General features: G+C 68.4%; 16 protein-coding genes and 2 pseudogenes. 8 read left to right on the plus strand and 10 right to left on the minus strand.

Annotation, left to right across the window (positions count from 1 at the left end):
- Positions 1–183 precede the first annotated feature (183 nt).
- The gene (locus NX1_RS09780; protein ID WP_068056841.1) at positions 184–978 is read left to right on the plus strand and encodes a phosphatase; all 795 of its coding nucleotides are present in this window, start codon (positions 184–186) and stop codon (positions 976–978) included.
- Positions 979–1,289: 311 nt separating this feature from the next.
- Positions 1,290–3,434 (plus strand): MMPL family transporter, encoded by a 2,145-nt coding sequence (locus tag NX1_RS09785; RefSeq protein WP_068056843.1) that lies wholly within the window; start codon positions 1,290–1,292, stop codon positions 3,432–3,434.
- A 282-nt stretch (positions 3,435–3,716) separates the two neighbouring features.
- Here NX1_RS09785 and NX1_RS09790 read toward each other — a convergent pair whose 3' ends face one another.
- The 3 genes from NX1_RS09790 to NX1_RS09800 form a co-directional block, all read right to left on the minus strand.
- Positions 3,717–5,705: a hypothetical protein gene (locus tag NX1_RS09790; RefSeq protein ID WP_068056847.1), complete on the minus strand. Its 1,989-nt coding sequence runs from the start codon at positions 5,703–5,705 to the stop codon at positions 3,717–3,719.
- 177 nt (positions 5,706–5,882) lie between these two features.
- A complete protein-coding gene (locus tag NX1_RS09795) occupies positions 5,883–6,278 on the minus strand; it encodes a VOC family protein (protein WP_068056900.1) in 396 nt (131 codons plus the stop codon).
- A gap of 69 nt (positions 6,279–6,347) precedes the next feature.
- Positions 6,348–7,091 carry a CPBP family intramembrane glutamic endopeptidase gene (locus NX1_RS09800; protein ID WP_084501288.1) on the minus strand — a complete coding sequence of 248 codons (744 nt, stop codon included), beginning with the start codon at positions 7,089–7,091 and terminating at the stop codon, positions 6,348–6,350.
- Positions 7,092–7,303: 212 nt separating this feature from the next.
- On the opposite strand from NX1_RS09800, the gene NX1_RS09805 reads away from it, so the two are divergent.
- Positions 7,304–7,711: a hypothetical protein gene (locus NX1_RS09805; protein WP_068056904.1), complete on the plus strand. Its 408-nt coding sequence runs from the start codon at positions 7,304–7,306 to the stop codon at positions 7,709–7,711.
- Between the two features lie 85 nt (positions 7,712–7,796).
- On the opposite strand, the gene NX1_RS09810 is transcribed toward NX1_RS09805, so the two are convergent.
- Entirely contained in the window at positions 7,797–8,726 is a 930-nt protein-coding gene (locus tag NX1_RS09810) for an RluA family pseudouridine synthase (RefSeq protein ID WP_068056906.1), read from the minus strand.
- Between the two features lie 288 nt (positions 8,727–9,014).
- Positions 9,015–9,467, minus strand: coding sequence for a TIGR03667 family PPOX class F420-dependent oxidoreductase (locus tag NX1_RS09815; RefSeq protein WP_068056907.1), 453 nt, complete (start codon positions 9,465–9,467; stop codon positions 9,015–9,017).
- Positions 9,468–9,785: 318 nt separating this feature from the next.
- On the opposite strand from NX1_RS09815, the pseudogene NX1_RS09820 reads away from it, so the two are divergent.
- Positions 9,786–9,976 (plus strand): annotated as a pseudogene (locus NX1_RS09820) (ABC transporter ATP-binding protein); the annotation flags it as partial.
- A 158-nt stretch (positions 9,977–10,134) separates the two neighbouring features.
- On the opposite strand, the gene NX1_RS09825 reads toward NX1_RS09820, so the two are convergent.
- The 4 genes and pseudogenes from NX1_RS09825 to NX1_RS09840 form a co-directional block, all read right to left on the minus strand.
- Positions 10,135–10,842, minus strand: a complete 708-nt coding sequence (locus NX1_RS09825; protein WP_068056911.1) for a siderophore-interacting protein — start codon at positions 10,840–10,842, stop codon at positions 10,135–10,137.
- 165 nt (positions 10,843–11,007) lie between these two features.
- Positions 11,008–12,387 (minus strand): alpha/beta hydrolase family protein, encoded by a 1,380-nt coding sequence (locus tag NX1_RS09830; RefSeq protein WP_068056913.1) that lies wholly within the window; start codon positions 12,385–12,387, stop codon positions 11,008–11,010.
- 204 nt (positions 12,388–12,591) lie between these two features.
- Positions 12,592–13,239, minus strand: a pseudogene (locus NX1_RS09835) (siderophore-interacting protein); the annotation flags it as partial.
- A 61-nt stretch (positions 13,240–13,300) separates the two neighbouring features.
- A complete protein-coding gene (locus NX1_RS09840; RefSeq protein WP_068057127.1) occupies positions 13,301–13,768 on the minus strand; it encodes an MTB12 C-terminal domain-containing protein in 468 nt (155 codons plus the stop codon).
- Positions 13,769–13,918: 150 nt separating this feature from the next.
- On the opposite strand from NX1_RS09840, the gene NX1_RS09845 reads away from it, so the two are divergent.
- Positions 13,919–15,208 carry a SidA/IucD/PvdA family monooxygenase gene (locus tag NX1_RS09845; protein WP_068057129.1) on the plus strand — a complete coding sequence of 430 codons (1,290 nt, stop codon included), beginning with the start codon at positions 13,919–13,921 and terminating at the stop codon, positions 15,206–15,208.
- A 47-nt stretch (positions 15,209–15,255) separates the two neighbouring features.
- Here the strand turns inward: NX1_RS09845 and NX1_RS09850 are convergent, their stop codons facing one another.
- Positions 15,256–15,921, minus strand: a complete 666-nt coding sequence (locus tag NX1_RS09850) for a GNAT family N-acetyltransferase (protein WP_068056915.1) — start codon at positions 15,919–15,921, stop codon at positions 15,256–15,258.
- A gap of 176 nt (positions 15,922–16,097) precedes the next feature.
- Here NX1_RS09850 and NX1_RS09855 point away from each other — a divergent pair, with 176 nt between their 5' ends.
- The 3 genes from NX1_RS09855 to nbtC are packed head-to-tail and all read left to right on the plus strand — an operon-like array spanning position 16,098 to position 21,293.
- Complete coding sequence (locus NX1_RS09855; RefSeq protein WP_068056917.1) at positions 16,098–16,853, plus strand: thioesterase II family protein; 756 nt, start codon at positions 16,098–16,100, stop codon at positions 16,851–16,853.
- Between the two features lie 26 nt (positions 16,854–16,879).
- On the plus strand, positions 16,880–18,202 hold the full coding sequence (locus NX1_RS09860; RefSeq protein ID WP_068056919.1) for a beta-ketoacyl [acyl carrier protein] synthase domain-containing protein: 1,323 nt from the start codon (positions 16,880–16,882) through the stop codon (positions 18,200–18,202).
- Positions 18,195–21,293: a nocobactin polyketide synthase NbtC gene (nbtC, locus tag NX1_RS09865; RefSeq protein WP_084501291.1), complete on the plus strand. Its 3,099-nt coding sequence runs from the start codon at positions 18,195–18,197 to the stop codon at positions 21,291–21,293. Before NX1_RS09860 ends, nbtC begins: the two co-directional genes overlap by 8 nt.
- The last annotated feature ends 8 nt before the right edge of the window (positions 21,294–21,301 follow it).

The raw sequence follows: 21,301 nt of genomic DNA on the forward strand, positions 1-21,301 counted from the left end.
GCTGTGCACCTCTGGGACGGGCGGGTTCACCGGTTGAATGACAGCGCGCGAATGCAACCCTCCTGAAGATGGATCGTCGCGGGTAACGTACTCGGTGATCGGCCGTTGCGTCGAGCGGCGATATTCGGCAGGCGGATGCCGGACCGCGCCGGACGGGCGGCCGAGCCAGTTCGGAGGGGTGCGATGGGATCGGAGTCGGTGTCGCGGGCGAAACTGCGGGAGCAGCTGGTACGTAGCGGAATCGCCGGGGAAGTGGCGACGCCGCGGGAGGGGAATCTGCGGCATTACCGGCGGATGGTGGCCAAGGATCCGCGGTATCAGTTCGGTTTGCGGCTGCGGGATTGGTCGTTCGACGAGACGTTGGCGATGATGGCGCGGCTGTGCGGCGTCGATCCGAATCCGGAACATACCCACGGCGTCGACACCATCGATCCGGATCGCACGCTAGACGCGCTCGACGCGATGGGGGAGCGCATCGGCGCCGCGGCGGCCGAGCGCGCGACGGTACTGCTGGCCACCGGACATCCGGATACTTTGCTCCACGTATACCGCGCGATCGAGGATGCGCTGCGCGCCGCCGGATGCACCGTGGTAACGCCCGCGGCGGGCTGGTCGTACGCATCCCGGCTCTGGGAGTCCGCACCGTACCGCGAAATCGCTTATGCCTCTGGCGTCGCCGCGCTGGTCGGCACCGACGGGCGGTGGCGGCACACGCACGATCCGGAGCCGATGCGTGCCGTGCTCGCGAGCCTCGACGGCGAACTCCCGCACCTGGTCGTCGCCGATCACGGCTGGGCAGGCGCGGCGGGGGAAGCGGGTATCGAAACCGTCGGCTTCGCGGATTCCAACGATCCCGCGCTCTTCGCCGGTCTCGACGAAGGCAAGATCGCGGTCACCGTCCCACTCGACGACGGTCTCAGTCCCCACCTCTACGAGCCGCTCACCGCATACCTTCTGCACCGCGCACGGCTGACCTAGCCGCCACCGGTTAGCCACCGTTGCACTCCGCTCGCTCGTGTATCGGGGCTGACTACGCCGGTCTTGCGCTATACGTATACATCTACTTATAGTGTGTCGAGACCGAGTGCGGACGAATGAACACGCACAACGTCATCCACAACCGCACAACGCCCGGCTACGACGGACCGAATGAGGGGCCCGCCGCTAGCTGACGCATGTCTTTATGCGCATTCATGAATGAAAAGAGGGACCTCGTGACCAACGATCAGCAGCTCGGCCCTTCCCAAGACCTCGACAACTGAGCCGATCCGGCCTGCGAAAGGATTTCCATGTTCGGCCGACTCGGGCGTCTCGTCGTCCACCATCCGTGGAAGGTGATCGGCGTGTGGCTGCTCGCCGCCATCGCGGTGGTGGCTTCCGCCCCGGAATTCACCTCGACCACCGACCAATCCCGCTTCCTGCCTTCGCATTACGAGTCGATCAAGGCGATGGAGTTGCAGGAGAAGGCCTTTCCGCAGAATTCGCCGCCCGCAGCGTTGATCGTCTTCGCCCGCGAGGACGGCGCCGCGCTCACCGAGAACGACTCGGCCGCCGTAGCCGCCGCGGCGAAGGCACTCGGTGGGAAGAACATCAAGGGCGTCTCCGGAATTCAGGCGACGCCGCCCTCGGAGAATCGGCTGATCCAGGTCATCGCGGTGCAGATGACCAAGGTCACCAGCGCCTCTGACAAGACTCAGGGCGACGCGGTGAAGAGCCTGCGCGACAACCTGAAAGAGCAGGTGCGCGACACCGATCTGAAGGCGGGCATCACCGGAGCCGCCGCACAGACGCTCGATCAGGCCGAGTCCGGCGAGCGAGGCCTGGCCATCGTCGGCGCGGCGACCATCGTGCTGATCCTGGCGTTGCTCCTGATCATCTTCCGCAGTCCGGTGATCGCGCTGCTTCCCGTGCTCGTGATCGGCGGCGTCTCCAGCATGGTCGGCAGCCTGATCGCCGTGGCGGCCAAGGCTTTCGACCTGGAGATGGACGCCTCGGTCAACTCCATCCTGGTGGTCGTTCTGTTCGGCGTCGGCACCGACTACATCCTGTTCCTGATGTTCCGTTACCGGGAACGGCTGCGCGCGGGTGAGGATGCCAAGACCGCGATGGTCAGCGCCGTCACCCGGGTCGGCGAGGCCATCACCTCGGCGGCGGGTGCGGTGATCATCGCCTTCACGGCGCTGACGCTCTCCAGTCTCGGCATGTTCCGCGCGCTCGGCCCCGCGCTGGCGATCGCGGTCGCGGTGGCGCTGGTGGCCGGTCTCACCCTGGTGCCCGCGATCGTCTCGCTGCTCGGGACCAAGGTGTTCTGGCCGTCCAAGGCGTGGCGGGTGGAGCCGAAGGGCGCGCGGTTCACCGCGGTCGGCGCGGCGATGGGGCGGCGGCCCGGTCTGTTCGCCGTCGTCTCCGGCGGTGTGCTGGTGGCGTTGAGCGTTTTCGCCATCGGGTTCAACCCCACCTTCGACCTCGGCTCGGGCTCGACCTCCGACGCGTCCGAATCCGTTGTCTACAACAAGGAATTGCTGAAGGGCATGCCCGCGGGCGCGACCCAGCCGTCGGACGTGCTGCTGCACGCGCCGGATGGGCCGTTGACGCCCGATGAGTTGCAGGGATACCGCGGGGCGCTGGCCCGGGTGCCCGGCGTCGGGGCGGTCGGCGAACCGATGGTTTCGGCCGACGGGACGATCGCGAACTTCCAGGTGACCCTCGCCGACGCGCCGGAATCCGACGCGGCGCTCGACACGGTCCGCGGACCGTTGCGCGCGGCGGCGCACGACGCGGCGCCCGCGGGCTCGACGGCGGCGGTCGGCGGCATCACCGCGGTGTTCGTGGACTTCCAGGACGCGATGAACCGCGACTACTCGATCGTCTTCCCGGTGGCGGCCGTCCTGATCATGCTCGTGCTCGCCCTGCTGCTGCGCAGCCTGGTCGCGCCCTGGTACCTGATGGCCTCGGTCTTTCTAGGCTTCGCCGCGACCCTCGGTGCGACGGTGCTGGTCTTCCAGCACATCCAGGGCGATTCCGGCCTGATCTTCACGCTGCCGGTGATCATGTACCTGTTCGTCGTCGCGCTCGGCACCGACTACAACATCCTGATGATCGCCCGGTTGCGGGAGGAGACCAGGGAAGGTCGCGACCCGCGCGAGGCGGCTGCGCTGAGCGTCCGGCACACCGGGCCGACGGTCGCCGCTGCGGGTGTGATCCTCGCGGGCACCTTCGCGTCGATGATGCTGGCGGGCAACAGCGTGCTTTCCCAGATGGGCTTCGCGATCTCGGTCGGAATCGGCATCGCCGCCTTCGTCATGGCGATGTTCTTCACCCCGGCGATCACCGCCCTCCTCGGCCATCGCGCTTGGTGGCCGGGGCACGGTGATCGCGCTCCGAAGTCAGCCGAAAGTGGTGTCGGCGAAGTGGATTACGTGCCTGTCGCGTAGTACATGACGTCCGTCGACGCCACGTAAGTGGAAGCTGTTCCTGATCGATTTACCGCTGGGAACCGGCAGAGCTGAAACATGATTCGAAGGGCTGTTCGTCGAAAGTTGTTCGACGAACAGCCCTTTCGGCATTCGGTAAATCCGGTTGCGCGTCGGACGGTGATCGCAAGTTACGGATGGAAGCGGCACAGCCGAGGGCTTCGAAACCGCAGCGGAGCTGATCGAGCCATTCGCGATGGTCGCGCGGTTCGACCGGAATTCGGAAGTCGACCTTCTGACGATTCAGTTGCTGGTCGCGTACGGGCGGCGGACCTTGTGCGCGGAGTCGATGACGCGGGCGACGGCGGAGCCGGAAACACCCACTTCCTTGGCGATGCCCGCGCTGGACCAGGACTGGTCGGCGAGGGTGAGGATGTCGGCGATCTGCTCGACCGGCAGCTTGGACAGGCCCTGTTCGGCGATGTTCCGCGCGACCAGACGGACCTCGTCCTCGGCGCTGTCCGGCTCCTGGCCGAGATCGTCGTCGGCATCCTCCTCGGCGATGGCGCGCTGGGTGGCGAGGACGATCTCGGTGCTGCGCGGACGCTGCGGTTCCGGTTCGGGCTCCAAGGTGAGCTGTTCGGCGGTTGCCTCGGTGCGCTCGCGCGGTGCGTCGTTCGCATCGGAGCCGTTGTCCCGCTGGACTGTTCGGCTCCGCGCCGATTCGAAGCCGGTGGCATCGACGGCGGGCTCGTCTTCTGCCTGCGCTGCTTGCTGGTCGGGCGCAGCCGTCGGCTTGCCGCCGCGGATCGCCTGAAACTCGGCGAAATCGACGGCACCCGTGGTGTTCACGGGTTCCGACGCTTCGGCTTCCTCGGATTGCGGATACGAAATCGTCTGCAAAGCATGGGATCCCGCCCACATGGACGGCGTCGTGCGGCCGTTGCCGTTGACCGGCCGGAGCCTGGTCTGCGCGATGTGAACCGGCTGGGCGGCGGTGTCGTTGGGCGTTTGGGCCGAGCGGCCGTTGGACGATCCGTTGCGTCGCGGCGTCCGCGGGGCGTCGTCCTCCTCGGCGAGCCCGCCGGTGAGCAACGAGAGCGGAACCAAGTACGACAGTCCGGCCATCGAGCCTCGAGCCGTAGCCGCGTCCGGTCCGGATTCGTCGTCGGTGGAAGCGGCTGTGTCTTCGGAAGTGGAAGTGCTTGCGTCTTCGGAAGCGGAGGTGTGCTCGGAGGTGGAGGTGCTTTCCTCGGAAGCGGAAGCGTCCGCAGAAGTGGAACTTCCTGCGGAAGTGGCTTCGGCGGCGGAACCGCCGAGCGGCTGCTTGTACGCGCCGGAGGACGCCACAGAAGTTGGCTGAGTTTTCTCGATCGGTCGCGATTCTGCGTCGCTCGTCCGGGATCCGGAAGTGGCTTGGGTGTCCGACGCCGCGATCGCGCTCGGTCCATCGGCCGAATCCACCACCAGTCCGGCGGTGTCCCACTGCCTCGTGTCCGTGTACGCCCCGCGCAACTTCGGCACCGCGGTGTCGTCGACGATCGGCACACTGTCGATGAGCTGCGCGTACCGCGCCGCGACCCACGCGTGCAACCAGATCACCACGCCGACCATCGCGGGCGCGATCGCGTATTCGGCCGCTCGCCCGAGATCGCCCGCGGTCAAGTGCGGTCCGGTGTTCAGCGCGATGGTGGTGCCGAGCAGGGCCGCCTCGAAGAGGATCACCTTGCCGCGCGGGAGTTCCCGGCCCCAGCGGGCCGCGGTCGTCGCGACCACCATGATGGTGATGATCGGGATCGAGATCATCGCCTCGATGCCGTAGCTGAGCCAGTACAGCGGATCCGACATATCGCCGCTCGGGACGAGGTTGTGCTGCACGTTCACCCCGGCCCACACCATGCCGAGAATCACGACGCCGATCAGCGCCCGCGAGGACCATTCGGCGCGACGGTAGAGCTGGGCCAGCCGCGCGTCCTGGTTGGCGACGCGGCGCCGGGCCGCCAGCGCTCGGCGGTGCCAGCGCGCGTCGGCTTCCTCGGCGCGGCGGAGGGCGGCCGTGGTGCGCCGGTCGAGCTTCTCGGCGGCCAGCTCGTCCTCGACGGCGCGCCGCCGCTGACCGCGCCGCTGGGCCCGGATCCATTCCGCGAGTTCGCGTTCCGCGGCGATCTCTGCCTCGGAAAGCACCTCGACCAATGCGGTGTCGTGCTGCAACGGCAGTTTCCCGCGCGCCGTCGCGACCCGTTGTGCCAGTGCCGCTATCTCGGAATTGCCGGTCGAGGGTTCGTCGGGCATCGCGAGCCTTCCCTGGAGCCGATATCGGGCCGATTGCTCGGCGTCGACAAGTGTGCTCGAACATATGTGTGAACGCGATGAGACTAAACCGACGGCACGCCAGGGTCAATGCGAACGGCGGCGGTGCTCGATGGCGCCCCTCGTCGGCCCAGGTAGTGCGGGCCGTTCGGGCGAAGGTCAAACGTCCTTATGACACACGGTTTCCAGCAGCACGCCGTCGTAGCCAATCCAGAAGGTCGCGTAATAGGGCGGCGGATACTCCGGGAATTCACGTGGCGGATGGACTATCTCGTCGCCGCGCGTGGCTGCCCACGAATGCACCGCGTCGACGTCGCCGCGCGTGCGCGCTATGAAGGCGAGGTGTTGCAGTCCCGGTTTCGCACGCGAATATCCCGGCTGTTCGGCCGGATAGAAGAACAGATAGGTTCCGACTTTGCCGCCGGCGGGCCGGTAAGCGAACTCGGTGTCGTCCAGCAGGAATGGCTCGTAGCCGACGAGCGGCATCAGTTCGTCGTAGTACGCGCGCGCCGAGGCGAGGTCCGTGACGTTGATGCCGAGATGTCCGAGGGGCACTACTCGAACTTAGAACCGCGGCCGGGGACTGGGAAGGATGCTTGACGCGCCAAGCGTCGCGGACGATCGCTAGGCGAGCGTCGTGTGCCAGACGAGGGCGGCGGCGAGCGCGCCCGCGCCGTTCACCGACCAGTGCAGGGCGATGGGGGCGAGGAGGCTGCCGCTGCGGCGGCGCAGCCAGGTGAAGACGACGCCCGCGGCGGCGGTCGCGGCGACCGCGAGCAGGATGCCGGCGATCTGTCCCGCCAGGCCGCCACCGAGGAACCCGGTGAGACCGCGGTTGCTGGTCGTCAGGCCGAAGGACGAGGCGATGTGCCAGAGGCCGAAGAGCAGTGACCCCGTCGCGAAGACGCCGCGTGCGCCGTAGACGCGATCCAGGGTTCCGTGCAGCACGCCGCGGAAAGCGAGTTCCTCGGGGATGACGGTCTGCAATGGGATGACGATCATCGACGCGATGAGCGCGCCGGAGATGGTGGCGTATCGGTCGGCGAGGAAGAACGGGCGCGTCGCCGGCAGCAATGCGCCGATGGCCACGGCCGTGAGCACGATGCCGACGGCGGCCAGTGCGTAGAGCGATCCGCGCCGCCAGTGCCTCGGGGAGAGGCCGAGTTCGGCCCAGCCGAGTCCGCGCCTGCGAACCATGACGAGCAGGACGATCGCGGCGATGGGGACGGTGACGATGCTGGCCCACGCGGTGGTGAAGTGCGCGATCAGATTGGTGCCCGCGAGGACGACGATCACGACCGCTACATCGATATAGGCATGCAGTTTGCCGCGGGCCGGGGCCGCTTCCTCGAGGTCCGTTTGACGCACCCGGCCCAGTCTAGGGTCCGGGCCGCGTGGTTCGCCCTGAGCGCCTGATCACAGTGTCGGTTTCGCAGTCGGCGCCTTCGCGGGAGGCTAACCTGTGGTCAATCTGAATGAAACATGTTTCAGTTTTTTCGCCAAACTCGCCCGTAGGGAACTGGACGGTCGATACAGTCCGCACATTCGCACCCGTGTGCGTCTCGAAGAGGAGTTTCCGAATGACTAGAACCCAGATGCGGATCGGTCGTCGGCTCGGCGTCGCCATGACGACGCTGGCCGCGGCGGGTTGCGCGGTGGTACTGACCGCGCCCTACGCGTCCGCGACGGTCGACGACCTCAGCGTCTCGACGGGCAGCCCCCAGGCGGGCTGCACCTATCAGCTCACCGCGAAGGTGAACCACTGGTTCGAGGTCTGGTTCTACGACAACGCGTTGGTCATCCCGGGCAGCCCGGTGAAGCCCGTGAACGGCGTCGCGACCGTCCAGTGGAAGCCGAAGAAGTCGGGCACCCACACCCTGGCCGCGCTGCAAGGCTTGGCCTACGAGATCAAGGTGAACGTGGCCGAGCCCACCCTCACCGGCAGCGCCACCTGCGGCGCCGGACCCTTGGCCTGGATGGGGTCTTGAGAGCCGCGCCCGCGATGGGCGGAGCCACCATCGCGGGCGCTCGGGCCGGCCGGCACCCCCTGTTCCGCCGGTCGGCCCGCTTTCCTCAGCTCGCCCAGGCGGCGTGGTCGGTCCACGCCTGAAGGGTCCTCGTCGTCTCGAATCGGCGCGGCTCGCCGGTGACCGGATCGGTGAACTCGAGCGAGGCGGCCAGCAGTTGCAGCGGCCGGGTGAAATCGTGCACCGGCTTGTCGGTGAGGATCGGATAGAAGTCGTCGCCGAGGATCGGCACGCCGAGACCGTTCATGTGCAGGCGCAGCTGGTGAGTCCGGCCGGTCAGCGGTCGCAGCCGATAGCGGCCGAGCCCGTCGCGGTGCTCGAGCAGCTCGACGACGGTTTCCGCGTTGGGTTCGCCCTCGACTTCCTGGGCGGCGAGCACCTGCTTCTCCTTGACTATGCGGCTGCGCACCGTCCGCGGCAGGTCCAGGTCGGCCCGATATGGGGCGATCGCCTCGTACTCTTTGCGCACCGCGCGCTTGTGGAACATGGTCTGATACGCCCCGCGCCGGGCCGGATCGACGATGAACAGCAGCAGTCCGGCGGTCACCCGATCGAGTCGGTGCGCGGGCACCAGCTCGGGCAGATCCAATTCCTCACGCAGCCGGACCAGCGCGGTCTGCCGGATGTGCTGCCCGCGCGGAATGGTGGCGAGGAAGTGCGGTTTGTCCACCACCAGCAGGTTCTCGTCGCGGTGGACGACGGTCATTTCGAACGGCACGTCGGTCTCGTCCGGCAGATCGCGGTGGAACCACACCGCCCCGCCGGGGACGTACGGCGCGTCCGGCGCGATGGGCCCTTCGAGATCGACGATCCCGCCCGCACGCAAAAGTTCATCGATCCGTGCCGGCGCGACCCGGGGAAGTCGCTCGACCAGGTGGTCGCGAATCGTCGCCCACTCGCCCGCTTCCGGCAGTCTCAGCCGGGCCGGATCCAAGCCGTACCGCTTGGGCAGCGGCGGCTGCTGCCTTCTTCTCATCGCTGACGACTCTAATCGCCCCAGGTCAACCGGCTGAACTCGGGAGGCAGGAGTTCTCGCGACGCCGCATCGCGGCAGTCGGGCGCCGAAACGGGTGGGCGCCGAAACGGGTGGGCGCCGAAACGGGTGGGCGCCGAAACGGGTGGGCGCCGAAACGGGTGGGCGCCGAAACGGGTGGGCGAGTATCGCGCCTGTCGGCGAGCGCCGGGCTCTTCTGCGAGCGCCTGGCACCCGTGAGATGGGCCCCGATTGCTTGCCGCCCGCAACGGCTCGATGCTCCCGACCGAATCAGAAGCCGCGCAACCGGTCCGGCGTAATCCGAATGGGCACAGAGTATTCCGCGTAGAACTCGTCCGCCGACATGTTGATGTCCGCCAGACCGTTGGTGTATTTCGCCGTGTACGAGGCGATTTCGTCGTCGGACGGCCTTTCCTCGACGATCCGAGCCGTCCCCGTCAACACCACCACGTCACCGCCGTGTTCGTTGCTGTTGAGGTTCAGCGAAACGCGCGGGTTGTGGGCGATATTGCGCAGCTTGGACTTGTTCGGCTGGCTGAACAGCAGGAACTCACCGTCGCGCCACTGGAACCACACGGGGTTCGGCTGCGGCGTCCCGGAGGGGCCGACGGTGGTGAGCCAGAGGACGCCCTCGCGGCCGAGACGTTCGGCGACCTTGGCACCGAATTCGGTGCCGGTGTCGACGACGGGCGCGGCGGGGCGATCGGATGCCGTTGTAGTCATGCTCTGGTCAACGCCGCCGAGCGGACACCGATTCCGGTCGGCGCGGATGTGTCCGAATACCGCGCGATCAGGGCTCGGCGCGTTCGTCGAGCACCATGCGCCGCGCCCCGACCAGCGTCTGCCGCGCTCGGCGGCGCACCCGGCACAGTTCGACGGAGCATTGCAGAGATGGATCTGCATCGCGCGATGGGCCTGGGGCGCGGAGAGTTCCCCGGATCGGCGTGGCAATCGGTAATGGGCGAAACCAAGCAACTTTCGACGCGGCGTCGGACGACGGTAAGCCGGGCCTCCCGCCCGCAACCTGCGCGTTCGCCTGCCAAGACCGTCATCGTGGTGGCGACCGCCTGGCCACCATCGCGCACGCGGACCAGATCCTGTTCGTCGACGGAGGTCGCATCGTGGAACGTGGCACGCACGCGGAGCTGCTGGCGCAGGGCGGTCGCTACGCCGACTTCTGGAACGAGCGCAGCCGCGCGTCGGGCTGGCGGCTGGAACCGGCCGCAGTCTGACTCGGCGACAACGAGAACGGGCCGCCGCGGAGTAATCCACGGCGGCCCGTTCGGCTTCCATCCTCGGTTCGCGCACGGCAGGCGTATTCGGAGGTACGCGCAGGTGGCGCTGCGTCCGCCCTAGCCCCGGTCGGAGCCGCGGCGTATGCGAGGAACGCTTACTTCCAGTACGCCTGGTACTTCAGCTGTGACTTCGGCAGATCGTGGGTCTGCTTGAGCGTCTTGACGATCGAGCGGGTGGTGTGGCCGTCGCAGGCGACCCACGCGAAAGCGTTGGCGGCGCAGGAGATCGATTGGGCCTGTTCGCGCAGTAGGCGGCCGTCGTCGACGCGCTGTAGCCAGGTGACCTGGTGGTGCGGCTTGTTGCGGACCGGCAGCGTCTGGTCGGATTCGTATTGCCATTCCAGCCAGACTCGGGCGGGCGCGTCGCCGATCGCGTCGAGCAGCGAGTTGATCGCCGGCAGCGAGGCGGTGTCGCCGAACACCAGGTATTCGCTCGGCGTCGTCGCGGGCAGCTCGAACTTCGACCCGAGCACCGACGCCTCGATCTCGTCGCCGACCTTCGCCCGCTGCGCCCACTGGCTGGCCGGGCCGCTGTGCACCGCGAACTCGATGTGGAAGTGATCGTTCGCGGGATCCTGATCGACGGTCGTGTAAGCGCGGTGGTGCAGCTTGTCGGTCTCCGCGTCCGGGATCCACAGCCGGATGAACTGCGTCGGATGCACCGGGTGGTCGGTCAGCAAACCGCCCGCGGTGAACCCGATCCGCTGGAATTTGTCGGTGATCGCCTCGGTCGACGTCACGCGCAGTCGGTAGTCGTCGGCGCGCCACATCTTCAACATGACGCCGTTAGCCCCTCGTCCCATACGGCTAAGGTTAGCCTATCCAGGCTTGCGCGCGTACCCGTGCTCGGCTTGCGCATTATCGCGGCGACGGTGGGGTACGCCCGATGGTCGCCGCACGCGGCTGGACCGTAGCTCGCGCATCGCCACACCGAACGAATAGCCCGCCGCTGACTGCGAATACGTGGCTCAGCGCCCGACGGCTCCGCCCCGGATATCACGGTGCACCCCGGCTGCCGCCACCACATCCGCGTGCGCCCCGCCCAGCGGTTCGCTCAGAAACGCCGCCACGATGTCCGCGGTCGCGCGCTGCGTCGGCGCCGGTCCGCGTGATCCGCCGATCATCTGCGACGCGACGAACCGGCCCGGCCCAGACAGGAACAGTGGCGCGTCGGTGAAGCTGTAGTGGTTGGCGTCGATGATCTCGAAACGGAAGCCGCCCGCGGCGAGCCTGCCCAGCAGCGCGGCGTTGCGCTCCAGGAACTGCACGGAGTGTCCTGTCTCGTCGTGTTCGCTCTCCAGCAGAAGAAAGGGTTGGTGCAGCGTGCGATTGGGAAGATCGCCGTACATGGTTCCGTCGATGTTCGCGGACGCGCGGATGCGGTCGTCGTCGGCGGCCGCGGCCACGGCGCTCGCACCGCCGAACGAATGTCCGATGGCGGCGATGTGCTCGGTGTCGAGATGGCCGGAGAGGCGAGGGCCGAGTGCGCCCGGCCGTTCCAGCTGATCGAGGACGAACCGCAGATCGCCTGCCCGAATCGCCTGCTGCTCGGTCATGTACCGCTCTCCGGCGGCCTCGTCGGACGGGAAGTCTTCCGGCGTCACGAGACGTCCGTCGGCGAGCTCGACCACCGCCGCTTCGTAGGGGTGATCGACGGCGAGGACCACGAACCCCCGGCTGGCCAGCTCGGTGATCAGCCCGGTGTAGAAGGCGCGCGGCGCACCGTATCCCGGTGAGAACAGCACCACCGGCCAGCGGTCGCGGTCTCGGGCCAGGGGCGCGCGGTAGTCGGCGTGCGTATCGATGCGGTCGTAGCCGCGCATGAGAAAGCTGGGGATCAGGCTGACCCGCTCCGGCAGTTGGCCGAGTCCGTCGAGGTAGCGTGAGCCGCTTCCGGTTGGTTCGGCCGCCGGATACCAGGCCTGCGCGATGACGTTGCGATGGTCGACCGGGTCGTCCGTCGCGGTTTCCGGCCGGTCCGGATCGACCCAGCGGAACGTTTCGGTCCCGACCGGATACGGCCCGGTCGGCACGGGCAGCGTGGGTACCGGCGGCAGCATCCACGCGAAAGCGGCTGCGACGACGAGCATTCCGACTCCCACGCGCGCGGCGATCCCGCCGACCCGCCCGCTCGGTCTGGCCGCCACGAACCACGCGGTGGCCATCAGCAGGAGATACGTCGGAAAGAACTGCCAGTAGAACCCTTCGCGCAGCCACTGGACCACCGCGACGAGCGCCACGGCGCCGAGAAGCCCGAGCGCAGGAGTACGCCCGATTCGCGCGGTGCACATCACCGCTACCGCGCACACGATCGCGGCCACGGCGATCACCGCATCGATCGGCGACATACCCGCCTCGCTTCCGCTCGGACAACGAATTCGAGCACCAGCCTGCCGGGCGACTGAACCATCGCGCGTCGGCAGCAGGTCGCGAGTGGATCGTCCGCGAGGATGACCGAAGGGGGTAGCGAAGGCGGAGTACGCACGATTTCACGCTGCCGGACGCAGTCCGTCGATAGCCCGCGCATGGCTGGAGCGAAGGCGGAGGTACGCCTACTTCCAGTACGCCTGCGACTTGATCGCGGTCTTGGGCAGGTTGTGGGAGGTCTTGAGCGTCTTGACGATCGAGCGGGTGGTGTGGCCGTCGCAGGCGACCCACGCGAAAGCGTCGGCGGCGCAGGAGATCGACTGGGCCTGTTCGCGCAGCAACCGGCCGTCGTCGACGCGTTGCAGCCAGGTGACCTGGTGGTGCGGCTTGTTGCGGACCGGCAGGTTCTGGTCGGATTCGTACTGCCATTCCAGCCAGACTCGCGCGGGCACATCGCCGATCGCGTCGAGCAGCGAGTTGATCGCGGGCAGCGAGGCGGTGTCGCCGAACACCAGGTATTCGCCCGGAGCCGCTTCGGGGAGTTCGAAACTGGAGCCGAGCGCCGTCGCGTCCAGGCCGTCGCCGACCGCAGCGCTGGCGGCCCAGCGCGCGGCGGGCCCGTCGTGCAAGGCGAATTCGATGGCGAACCTGTCGCCTTGGGGATCGAGGTCGACCAGCGTGTAGCCGCGGTGGTGCAACTTGCCGGTCTCGGCGTCGGGAATCCAGAGGCGGATCCACTGGGTGGGGTGGACCGGATGGTCGGCGAGCAGGCCGCCTGCGTCGAAGCCGAGCCGAATGTATTTGTCGGTGACGTATTCCGTCGCGGTGACGGTGTGTACGCCGAGACGACGTCGGCCCCCGCCGCGGCGGGGGCCGAATCGTGCGTGAACTCGGTCAGCAGCCCTGGCCGACGAAGTTGCCCATGGTGCAGACGGATTCGTAGCTCAGCTTCCAGGTGCCGTCGATCTGCTTCCAGGTCATATCGAAGGTCCACGGCTCGTAGCCGTCGGTCTCCGTGTACAGCACCGCGGACAGGGTGTTGCCGTTGACCGACACCGGGCCAACGATGTCCCAGCGCCAGCTCGGCGGGGCGATGGCGATGAGCGCGGCGGCGGTGTCGAAGGCGGGCAGGCCCGCCTCGCCGTTCTCCAGTTCGGCGGCGCGCGCGGCGCGCGGGGCGCCCGTGTTGAACAGCACCGCCATCTTGGCGCGCAGTTCGCCGGTGCTCGGCACGCTCTTGCGCAGCGGGACGGTGATCGGCGCGGCCTCGGCGATCGCGGTGGTGGTGACGGTGCCGAACGCGCCGACCAGGGCGGCGGCCGCAAAGGCGACGGCGCCCAGCTTCTTTCGGGTGCTGATCATGAGGTCCTTCCCATCGTTCTCGGTGTGTTCCCCGTTGCGGGAAGCGACACTGCCGTTCACTGTAAGGTAAGGCTATGCAAACATGAAGTCGGGGGTTCGGTCGATGTGGGCGCGAACACGGATGCGCGCGATGCGAGAGTGGGAGAACCGGTGGAAACACTTGTGGTGATCGGCGCGGGTCCGAAGGCGATGGCCGTCGCCGCCAAGGCGCACGTGCTGCGGACACTGGGGCTGCCCGCGCCACGGGTCGTCGTGGTGGAAGCGCAGACGGTGGGCGGCAATTGGCTGCCGAGCGGCGGCTGGACCGACGGCCAGCACCGGCTCGGCACCAGTCCCGAGAAGGACGTGGGCTTCCCTTATCGCTCCACCTGGGCGCGCGGCCACAATCGCGCGATCAACGAGGCCATGACCGCGTTCAGCTGGACCTCCTTCCTGATCGACCAGGGCACTTACGCCGAGTGGATCGACCGGGGCCGCCCGAGCCCCCAGCACCATGTCTGGGCCAAGTACCTGCAGTGGGTCGCGGCGCGAACCGATTTCGAGCTCATCCTCGGCACCGTGCGGTCCATCGCCGCGGCGGCCGACGGGTGGCTGATCACCGCGGTCGATGCCGACGGCATGCCCACCGAAATCGACGCCGACGCACTGATGATCACCGGTCCTGGCCGCAGCGAGAAGGCGCTCGCCAAACATCCGAAGGTGCTCAGCGTCTCGGAATTCTGGGACCTCGCGGGCAAGCGTAAGCTCCCGGTCTCCTCCCGCGCCGCCGTCATCGGCGGCGGCGAGACCGCGGGCTCCGCGCTGGACGAACTGGTGCGCCACGGCATGCTGTCCATCTCGGTGATCTCGCCGATGGCCACGATCTACACCCGCGGCGAAAGTTATTTCGAGAACTCGCTTTTCAGTGACCCGATCAAGTGGGGCTCGCTGAGCACCGAGGAGCGCAGGGACGTCATCCGCCGCACCGACCGCGGCGTGTTCTCGGTGCGAGTTCAGGAGAGCCTGCTCGCCGACAATCGGGTGCACCACATGCAGGGCCGCGTCGTGCGGGTCGCCGATCAGGGCGAGGGTGTCGCGCTCACCCTGCGCAACGAGATGCGGCCCGACCAGGTGCACAACTTCGATCTGGTGATCGACGCGACCGGCGGGCAGCCGCTGTGGTTTCTCGAGATGTTCGACGCCAACGCCGCCGACCTGCTCGAGCTCGCGGTCGGCGGACAGCTGACCCAGTCCAGGATCGAATCGTCCATCGGCTACGACCTGGCGGTCTCGGGTCTCGACGCGAAGCTGTACCTGCCCAACCTCGCCGCGCTGGCGCAGGGGCCGGGGTTCCCGAATCTCAGTTGCCTGGGCGAACTTTCGGACCGCGTGCTGGGTTCGGCTAGGACGCGCCAGGAAAAGCGGCCTACGGCCTCGGCGCGCGCGCAGGCGCGCCGCTGACCAAAGTCGCCCGGCGGGCGAGTCGGACTCGCCGGGCGCAAGCCGGGCTACTGCCGGATCGCGGGCACGTCTTCGGGTGTGCGAGCCCAGGTGACGAGGGTGATGCGCCGACCCGGCCGTACGTCGAAGACGCCAAGATCCTGCCAGCCGGTCTTGTGGATGGCTCGATGGAGCGACACGTTGCGGTGATCTGGATCGCCCATGATGCGGCGGCACAGTGGATCTGCCGCGAAGATCGCGGTCGGGAGATGGCCGAGCCAGGTGGACATCACGCCGCGGCCGACCACGTTCAGGTCTGCCGTCGCGATATGAATGCCCATGTCGTGCGGTTCGGCTTCGTAGAACCGCGCGATCTCGTCCTTCGCCGGGCGGTACAGCTCGATGTACGCCACGTCGCGGTGGCCGAGTTCGGGACGCTCGATGGCACTGAAGTCGAAGCCGAGAATGTATGGCCTGGAGTACGTTCCCGCCAGCTGTGCTTGCCAATCGGCACGGCGACGCTCGGCGGGCCACGCCTGTTCCCAGGTTTCGAGCAGATGCGGCCTGCTCATCCATTCGGCGAGCATTTCCGGATCGTCGCTGTCCGGGTCGGCGGGGCGAAAGCTGAACGGCGCCGCGAAGCTCGGCGTCACCGGCGCTGGACCGCTTCGCACCTCGTCCGGGACGTCGGTCAACTCGCGCGCAAGGACATACGGTGACCCGGTCTGGTTCATCGGAGTGCGGCTCCGTTCGGTGGTCTAGGGAACAGTGCGCCGTAAGGTTACCCTAGGCTTACATCGGTAAGGTTACCCTATGCTAACGTCGCTGAGTCAGTGTTGCCCGGCCGTCGCCAGATCGACGGCGCCGCCGGGCGCCTGGCGCAGCGATACCGTGATGCAGGAGCCGTGTAATGTCGAAAACCCTTGGGTGGATTCGCAAGTTCCACAAGCCGAGCTCTGACCCGAGCCCGACATTGCTGATGTTCCCGCACGCAGGTAGCGGCGCCTCCGCCTACCGCACCTTCTCCAAGGCGCTCAGCGAGAATTTCGACGTCGTCGTCTTCCAGTACCCCGGCCGTCAGGACCGGGCCGCCGAGCCGATGCCGGAGACCCTGCCCGAGGTTGCGGCCGGTGCGCTCGCTGCGTTCCTGGAGTCGGAATACCACCGCGGCGGCCCAGTCACGGTCTTCGGACACAGCATGGGCTCGATGGTCGGCTTCGAATTCGTCCGCCAGGCCGAGGCGGCAGGCGTCGAGGTCGGTCTGTTCGGCGCCTCGGGCGCGGTCGCGCCGTTCCGCGTCGTTGATATGCCGCAGCATCCGACCGAGGACGAGCAGCTGCTCGATCACCTCGCCGCGCTCAACGGCACCGGCGCGGACGTGCTCGCCAGCCGCGAGATCATGCGTATGACGCTGCCCGCGCTCAAGGCGGACTACGCCGCCTTCGACCGCTACGTGTGCGGCCCCGAGGTCAAGTTGCGCGCCAGGCTGCACGTCATGGGCGGTTCCGACGACGAGCACGTTACCGCGCGGCACCTGCAGGAGTGGGCGGCGCACAGCGAGCAGGACATCGTCGTCAGCCTTTTCGACGGCGGACATTTCTACCTGAACGACCACGTGGACGGCATCGCTGAATTGCTGACGTCCGAAGTTCTTTCCGCGAGATAGATCGCGATTCGCACGTGAGGTTTGGCATGGCACGCTCTTTTTTGGGGGATGAGGACCACATTGTCATCGCCGGTATGGCGGTGGAGGCGCCGGGGGGCATCGACAATCTGGAGGATTTCTGGTCGGCGCTCGCCGAATCACGGGAATTGATAGGACCTTTCCCGCGCGACCGGGAATGGCCACTGCGGGAAATGTTCGCCCTCGAGCGCGCCGAAGGCTGGGGATCCGTGCCCGATGCCGGCGGATTCCTGACCGGCGCAACGGAATTCGATCCGCAGTTCTTCGGCATCACGCCGCGCGAGGCGGTCGCGATGGATCCGCAGCAGCGGGTCGCGCTGCGGGTGGCCTGGCGCGCGCTCGAGCACGCAGGGATCAACCCCGGCGCCCTCGCGGGTGCCGAGGTGGGCTGTTTCATGGGCGCTTCGTTCACCGAATACGGCCCGAGGGTGGCCGACGCCAACGAGTACAGCGGGTACCGCGCCGTCGGCACCGCGCTCGGCGCGGTTGCCGGACGCATCTCGCACAGCCTCGGCTTGGCCGGGCCTTCGATCGTCGTCGACACCGCGTGCGCGTCGTCGCTGATTGCCGTGCACCAGGCGGCCGCCGCGATTCGGTCCGGCGAGTGCGACTGGGCCGTCGCGGGCGCCGTGTGCGTGATGGGCTCGCCCGGCGCGTTCTACGAGTTCGCCAAGAACAACGCGCTGGCCGTCGACGGCCACCTGCGCGCCTACTCCGCCGGCGCGACCGGCACCCTGTGGGGTGAGGGCGCGGGAGTCGTCGTGCTGGAACGCGAATCCAGGGCCCGCGAGCTCGGTCACCGTGTCTACGCGAGAGTGCTCGCCACCAGGGCCAACCACAACGGCAAGGGCGCGCCGATCGCGGTCCCGAGCGCGCAGGCACAGGAAGCGTTGGTGCGCAAGACGATCGACGCGGCGGGCATCGATCCGAGCTTGGTCGGGCTTGTGGAGGGGCACGGCACCGGTACGCCAGTGGGCGACCCGGTCGAGCTGACCGCGCTGCGCAACACCTACGGCGTCGACCCGGAGCGTGGGCCGCGGCTCGGCTCGGTGAAGACCAACCTCGGCCACGCCCAAGCCGCCGCGGGCATGCTCGGCTTGATCAAGGTGCTGCTGTGCGGCGCCAACGGCCACATCGCCCCGACCCTGCACGCGGACGACCCTGCCCCCGCGGTGGATTGGACCGCCACGGGGCTGCGGCTGGCCACCGAGCTCGAGCCGTGGGCGGCGCACGGGGGCGTCCGCTACGCCGCGGTGTCGTCGTTCGGCGTCGCGGGCACGAACGCGCACGCGATCCTGGCCATGCCGGTTCTGGAGGATGTCGATGCCTGATTACCGTCTCCCGGACGGCACTGTTCCGGTGCTACTGTCCTCCGACACCGCCGACGGGCTGCGCGCCGAGGCCGCGGTCGTGCTCGCCTACCTGGAGCGTCGCGACCACGTCACGCCGGATGCCGTGACGGACATGCTGTTCCGGACCAGGGTCGCGCGCCGCCGCCGCGCGCTGGCGATGGTGCGCACCCGCGCGGAGCTGCTGGACGCGCTGCACGCTATCGCCGCGGACGCGCCCCACCCCGCGGTGGTGAGCACCGTCGGCGTCGCCGCGCCGCGCCGCGCCGGGTTCGTCTTCCCCGGCCAGGGCAGTCAGCGCCCCGGTATGGGGCGGATCTTCTACGAGACCTCCCCGGCGTATCGGGCCGAGGTCGACGCTTGTGTCGCGATCCACGAAGAGCGCTACGGCCACATCGCGCCGCTGCACTACCTACTCGACAACGAGGGCGAATACCAGGACGTCGTCTGGGAAGTGCAGCCCGCGTTGATGTTCCACATGCTCGGTCTTTCCGCCATGTGGAACTCGTTCGGTGTGCGGCCGGTCGCGACGATCGGACACAGCCAAGGCGAGTTGGCGGCTGGCGCGGTGTCGCGGGTGATGACCCGACGCGACGCGGTGCTTGCGGTGACACACCGGGCCAGGATCGTGGACGAGGGCATTCCCGCCGGCATGTACTCGATGGCGGTGCTCGGCATGGATCGCGAGGAGTGCGAGGAGCTGCTTGCCAGGCATTCCGGCTGGGCCGAGCTCTCGGTGGTGAACGCGCCGCACATACTGGCCATCTCCGGCGAACAGGACACCGTCGCCGAGCTGGTGACGACAGCCAACGCCGCGGGGAAGTTCGCCAAGGAGATCAAGGTCTCCTACCCGGGGCACACCTCGTATCTGACCAAGATCCGGTCCGAGCTGGAGTCCATGCTCGGCGACGAGATGAGCGCGCCGACCTTCTCGCCCAGCGAGATCACCTGTTACGGTGGCACGCTCGGCGGGCCGATCACTCCCGACATCACGCACCAGCATTACTGGTACTGGAACCTGCGCAACCGGGTCCGTTTCGATCGGGCCATCGCCGCCGCGACCGCCGAGGTCGACACCTTCATCGAGATCGCCGATCACCCCGCGCTGCAGCTGGCCCTCCAGGAGAACCTCTCAGGCGTACCGGACGACGCGGCCACCGGCCCCCGCGACTTCCACGTGCTCGGCACGTCGCGGCGAACCGCGACCGGTCTAGAGGAATTCACCAGGAACCTGGCCACCGTCGCGGTGCACGACCTGAACTACCAGTGGGAGAGCCTGCGGATCGCCGACTCGGCCGTCCGCCTTCCGCTGCCGAACTTCCCGCACACGCAGATGTCGTCGAAGCGGCTGTGGGCGCCGTACCGGGCCGCCGCCGAGACGGCGAGACCGGCCGAGATCGCGCCGGTTCGTTTGGCGGAGAAGTGGACTCGGCTCACCCGGCGCACGCTGACGCCGCCGCGCACGGTCGCCGTCGTCGACCGCGACGACCGCTGCGCCGCGCTGGCCGCCGCATTGCGCGAGCGCGCCGAACGGCACGGCGCGACGGTGACGATGTTCGACGGTTCACCGGTCGAACAAGCCGACACAGTCGTCGTGCTGGTCCCCCCGGGCAGCGCGCAGGACGAGGCGGCGGCGGCCGCCGAGTTCGCCGACTTCGCCACGGATCAGGTCTGGCTCGCCGCCCTCGGCCCGCGCGCCACCGAGTGCTGGCTGGTGACGGCGGGTGCGGAAGCGGTGCGGGAGAACGAGATTCCCGCGCTCGCCGCCGCGGCGGCCGGCGCCGCCTTCCGCTGCGTCGCGCTGGAGCGCATCGGCGTCGCCTTCCGCCGCATCGATCTGCCCGCGGACTACCCTGCGCTGGAGCAGAAGCTGGCCGCCGACCGCATTCTGGAGGCGCTGCACCTCGCGGGTGAACCCGAGCTGGCGATGCGCGACGGCAAGCTGCACGCCAAGCGACTCGTTGTCGCAGAGGATGCGCCCGCAGCAACTGCCCCCGACCTGGGCGAGGTGCTGATCCTCGGCGGTACCGGGCACGTCGGCCTCGAGTTCTGCGCGCAGTTCGTCCGCGACGGCGCGCGACGGATCACCCTGGTGAACCGTAGCGGCGAGACCGCCACGCTGACCGAACGGTTGCGTGCCGTCCGCGCGCTCGGCGACACCGAGATCGAGGTGCTCGGCTGCGATATCAGCGATTCGGCCGCGGTCGGCGAGCTGGCCGCCAGGTACGCGGACCGGCCGGTGAGTCTGCTGGCGCACGCGGCCGTGGATTACGTGTACTCCGCGGCGGCCGATTCCGACGCCGAGGCCGTCGCGCAGGCCGCCGCGGCCAAAGTCGTCGGATTCGGCGAAGTGCTGCGCGCCTTGCCGACGACGCCGACGGCGACCGTGCTGCTGTGCTCGTCCTTCGCCGCCACTCTCGGTGGCTGGGGGCAGGCGCTGTACGCGGGCGCCAACCGCATGCTCGACGCCATGGCTTCGCGACTGCGCGCCGACGGCCGCGCGTGCACGTCGGTGCAGTGGGGTCTGTGGGTACTGCCCGCGGAAGCGGACGCGGCGGTCGAGGCCAGGATCGAAGGCGCCGGGCTGCTGCCCATGGCCGCCGCCGACGCGGTGGCCGCCGGACTGGCCGACACCTCCGCCAACAGCATCGTGCTCGCGGCGGATTGGTCGAAGCTGCGCGATGTCACCGAAACGGTCGGACTGGCAACGGTTTTCGCCCCCGCCCTCGACGCACTGGCCGAACAGGCTGCCACACCGACGGCGCCGGTCGCGCCCAGAGCGACAGCGCCGATCGAGACCGCGACGGCCCCGGCGGTTTCCGCGCCGTCGATGCCCGAAGCGGGCTTCGCCGAGCGTATCCGCAGGGAGCTGGACCGCGTCATGCTCTCCGACGGCAGCGAGACCATCGACGGCTCGGTCCCGCTGCTCTCGCTCGGCATGGACTCGCTGCAGGCACTCGATCTGCGCAAGCGGCTCAAGGCCGAACTGAACCGCGACCTTCCGGTCGCCGCCATCCTCGGCGGCGCGTCCCTCGACGACGTCGTGTCGCTGATGTCCGAGAACAAAGGCTGAGGAGTCCG

Origin of the sequence: Nocardia xishanensis NBRC 101358 (genome assembly GCF_001613365.1) — a bacterium.
GTDB classification, from domain to species: Bacteria; Actinomycetota; Actinomycetes; order Mycobacteriales; family Mycobacteriaceae; genus Nocardia; species Nocardia xishanensis.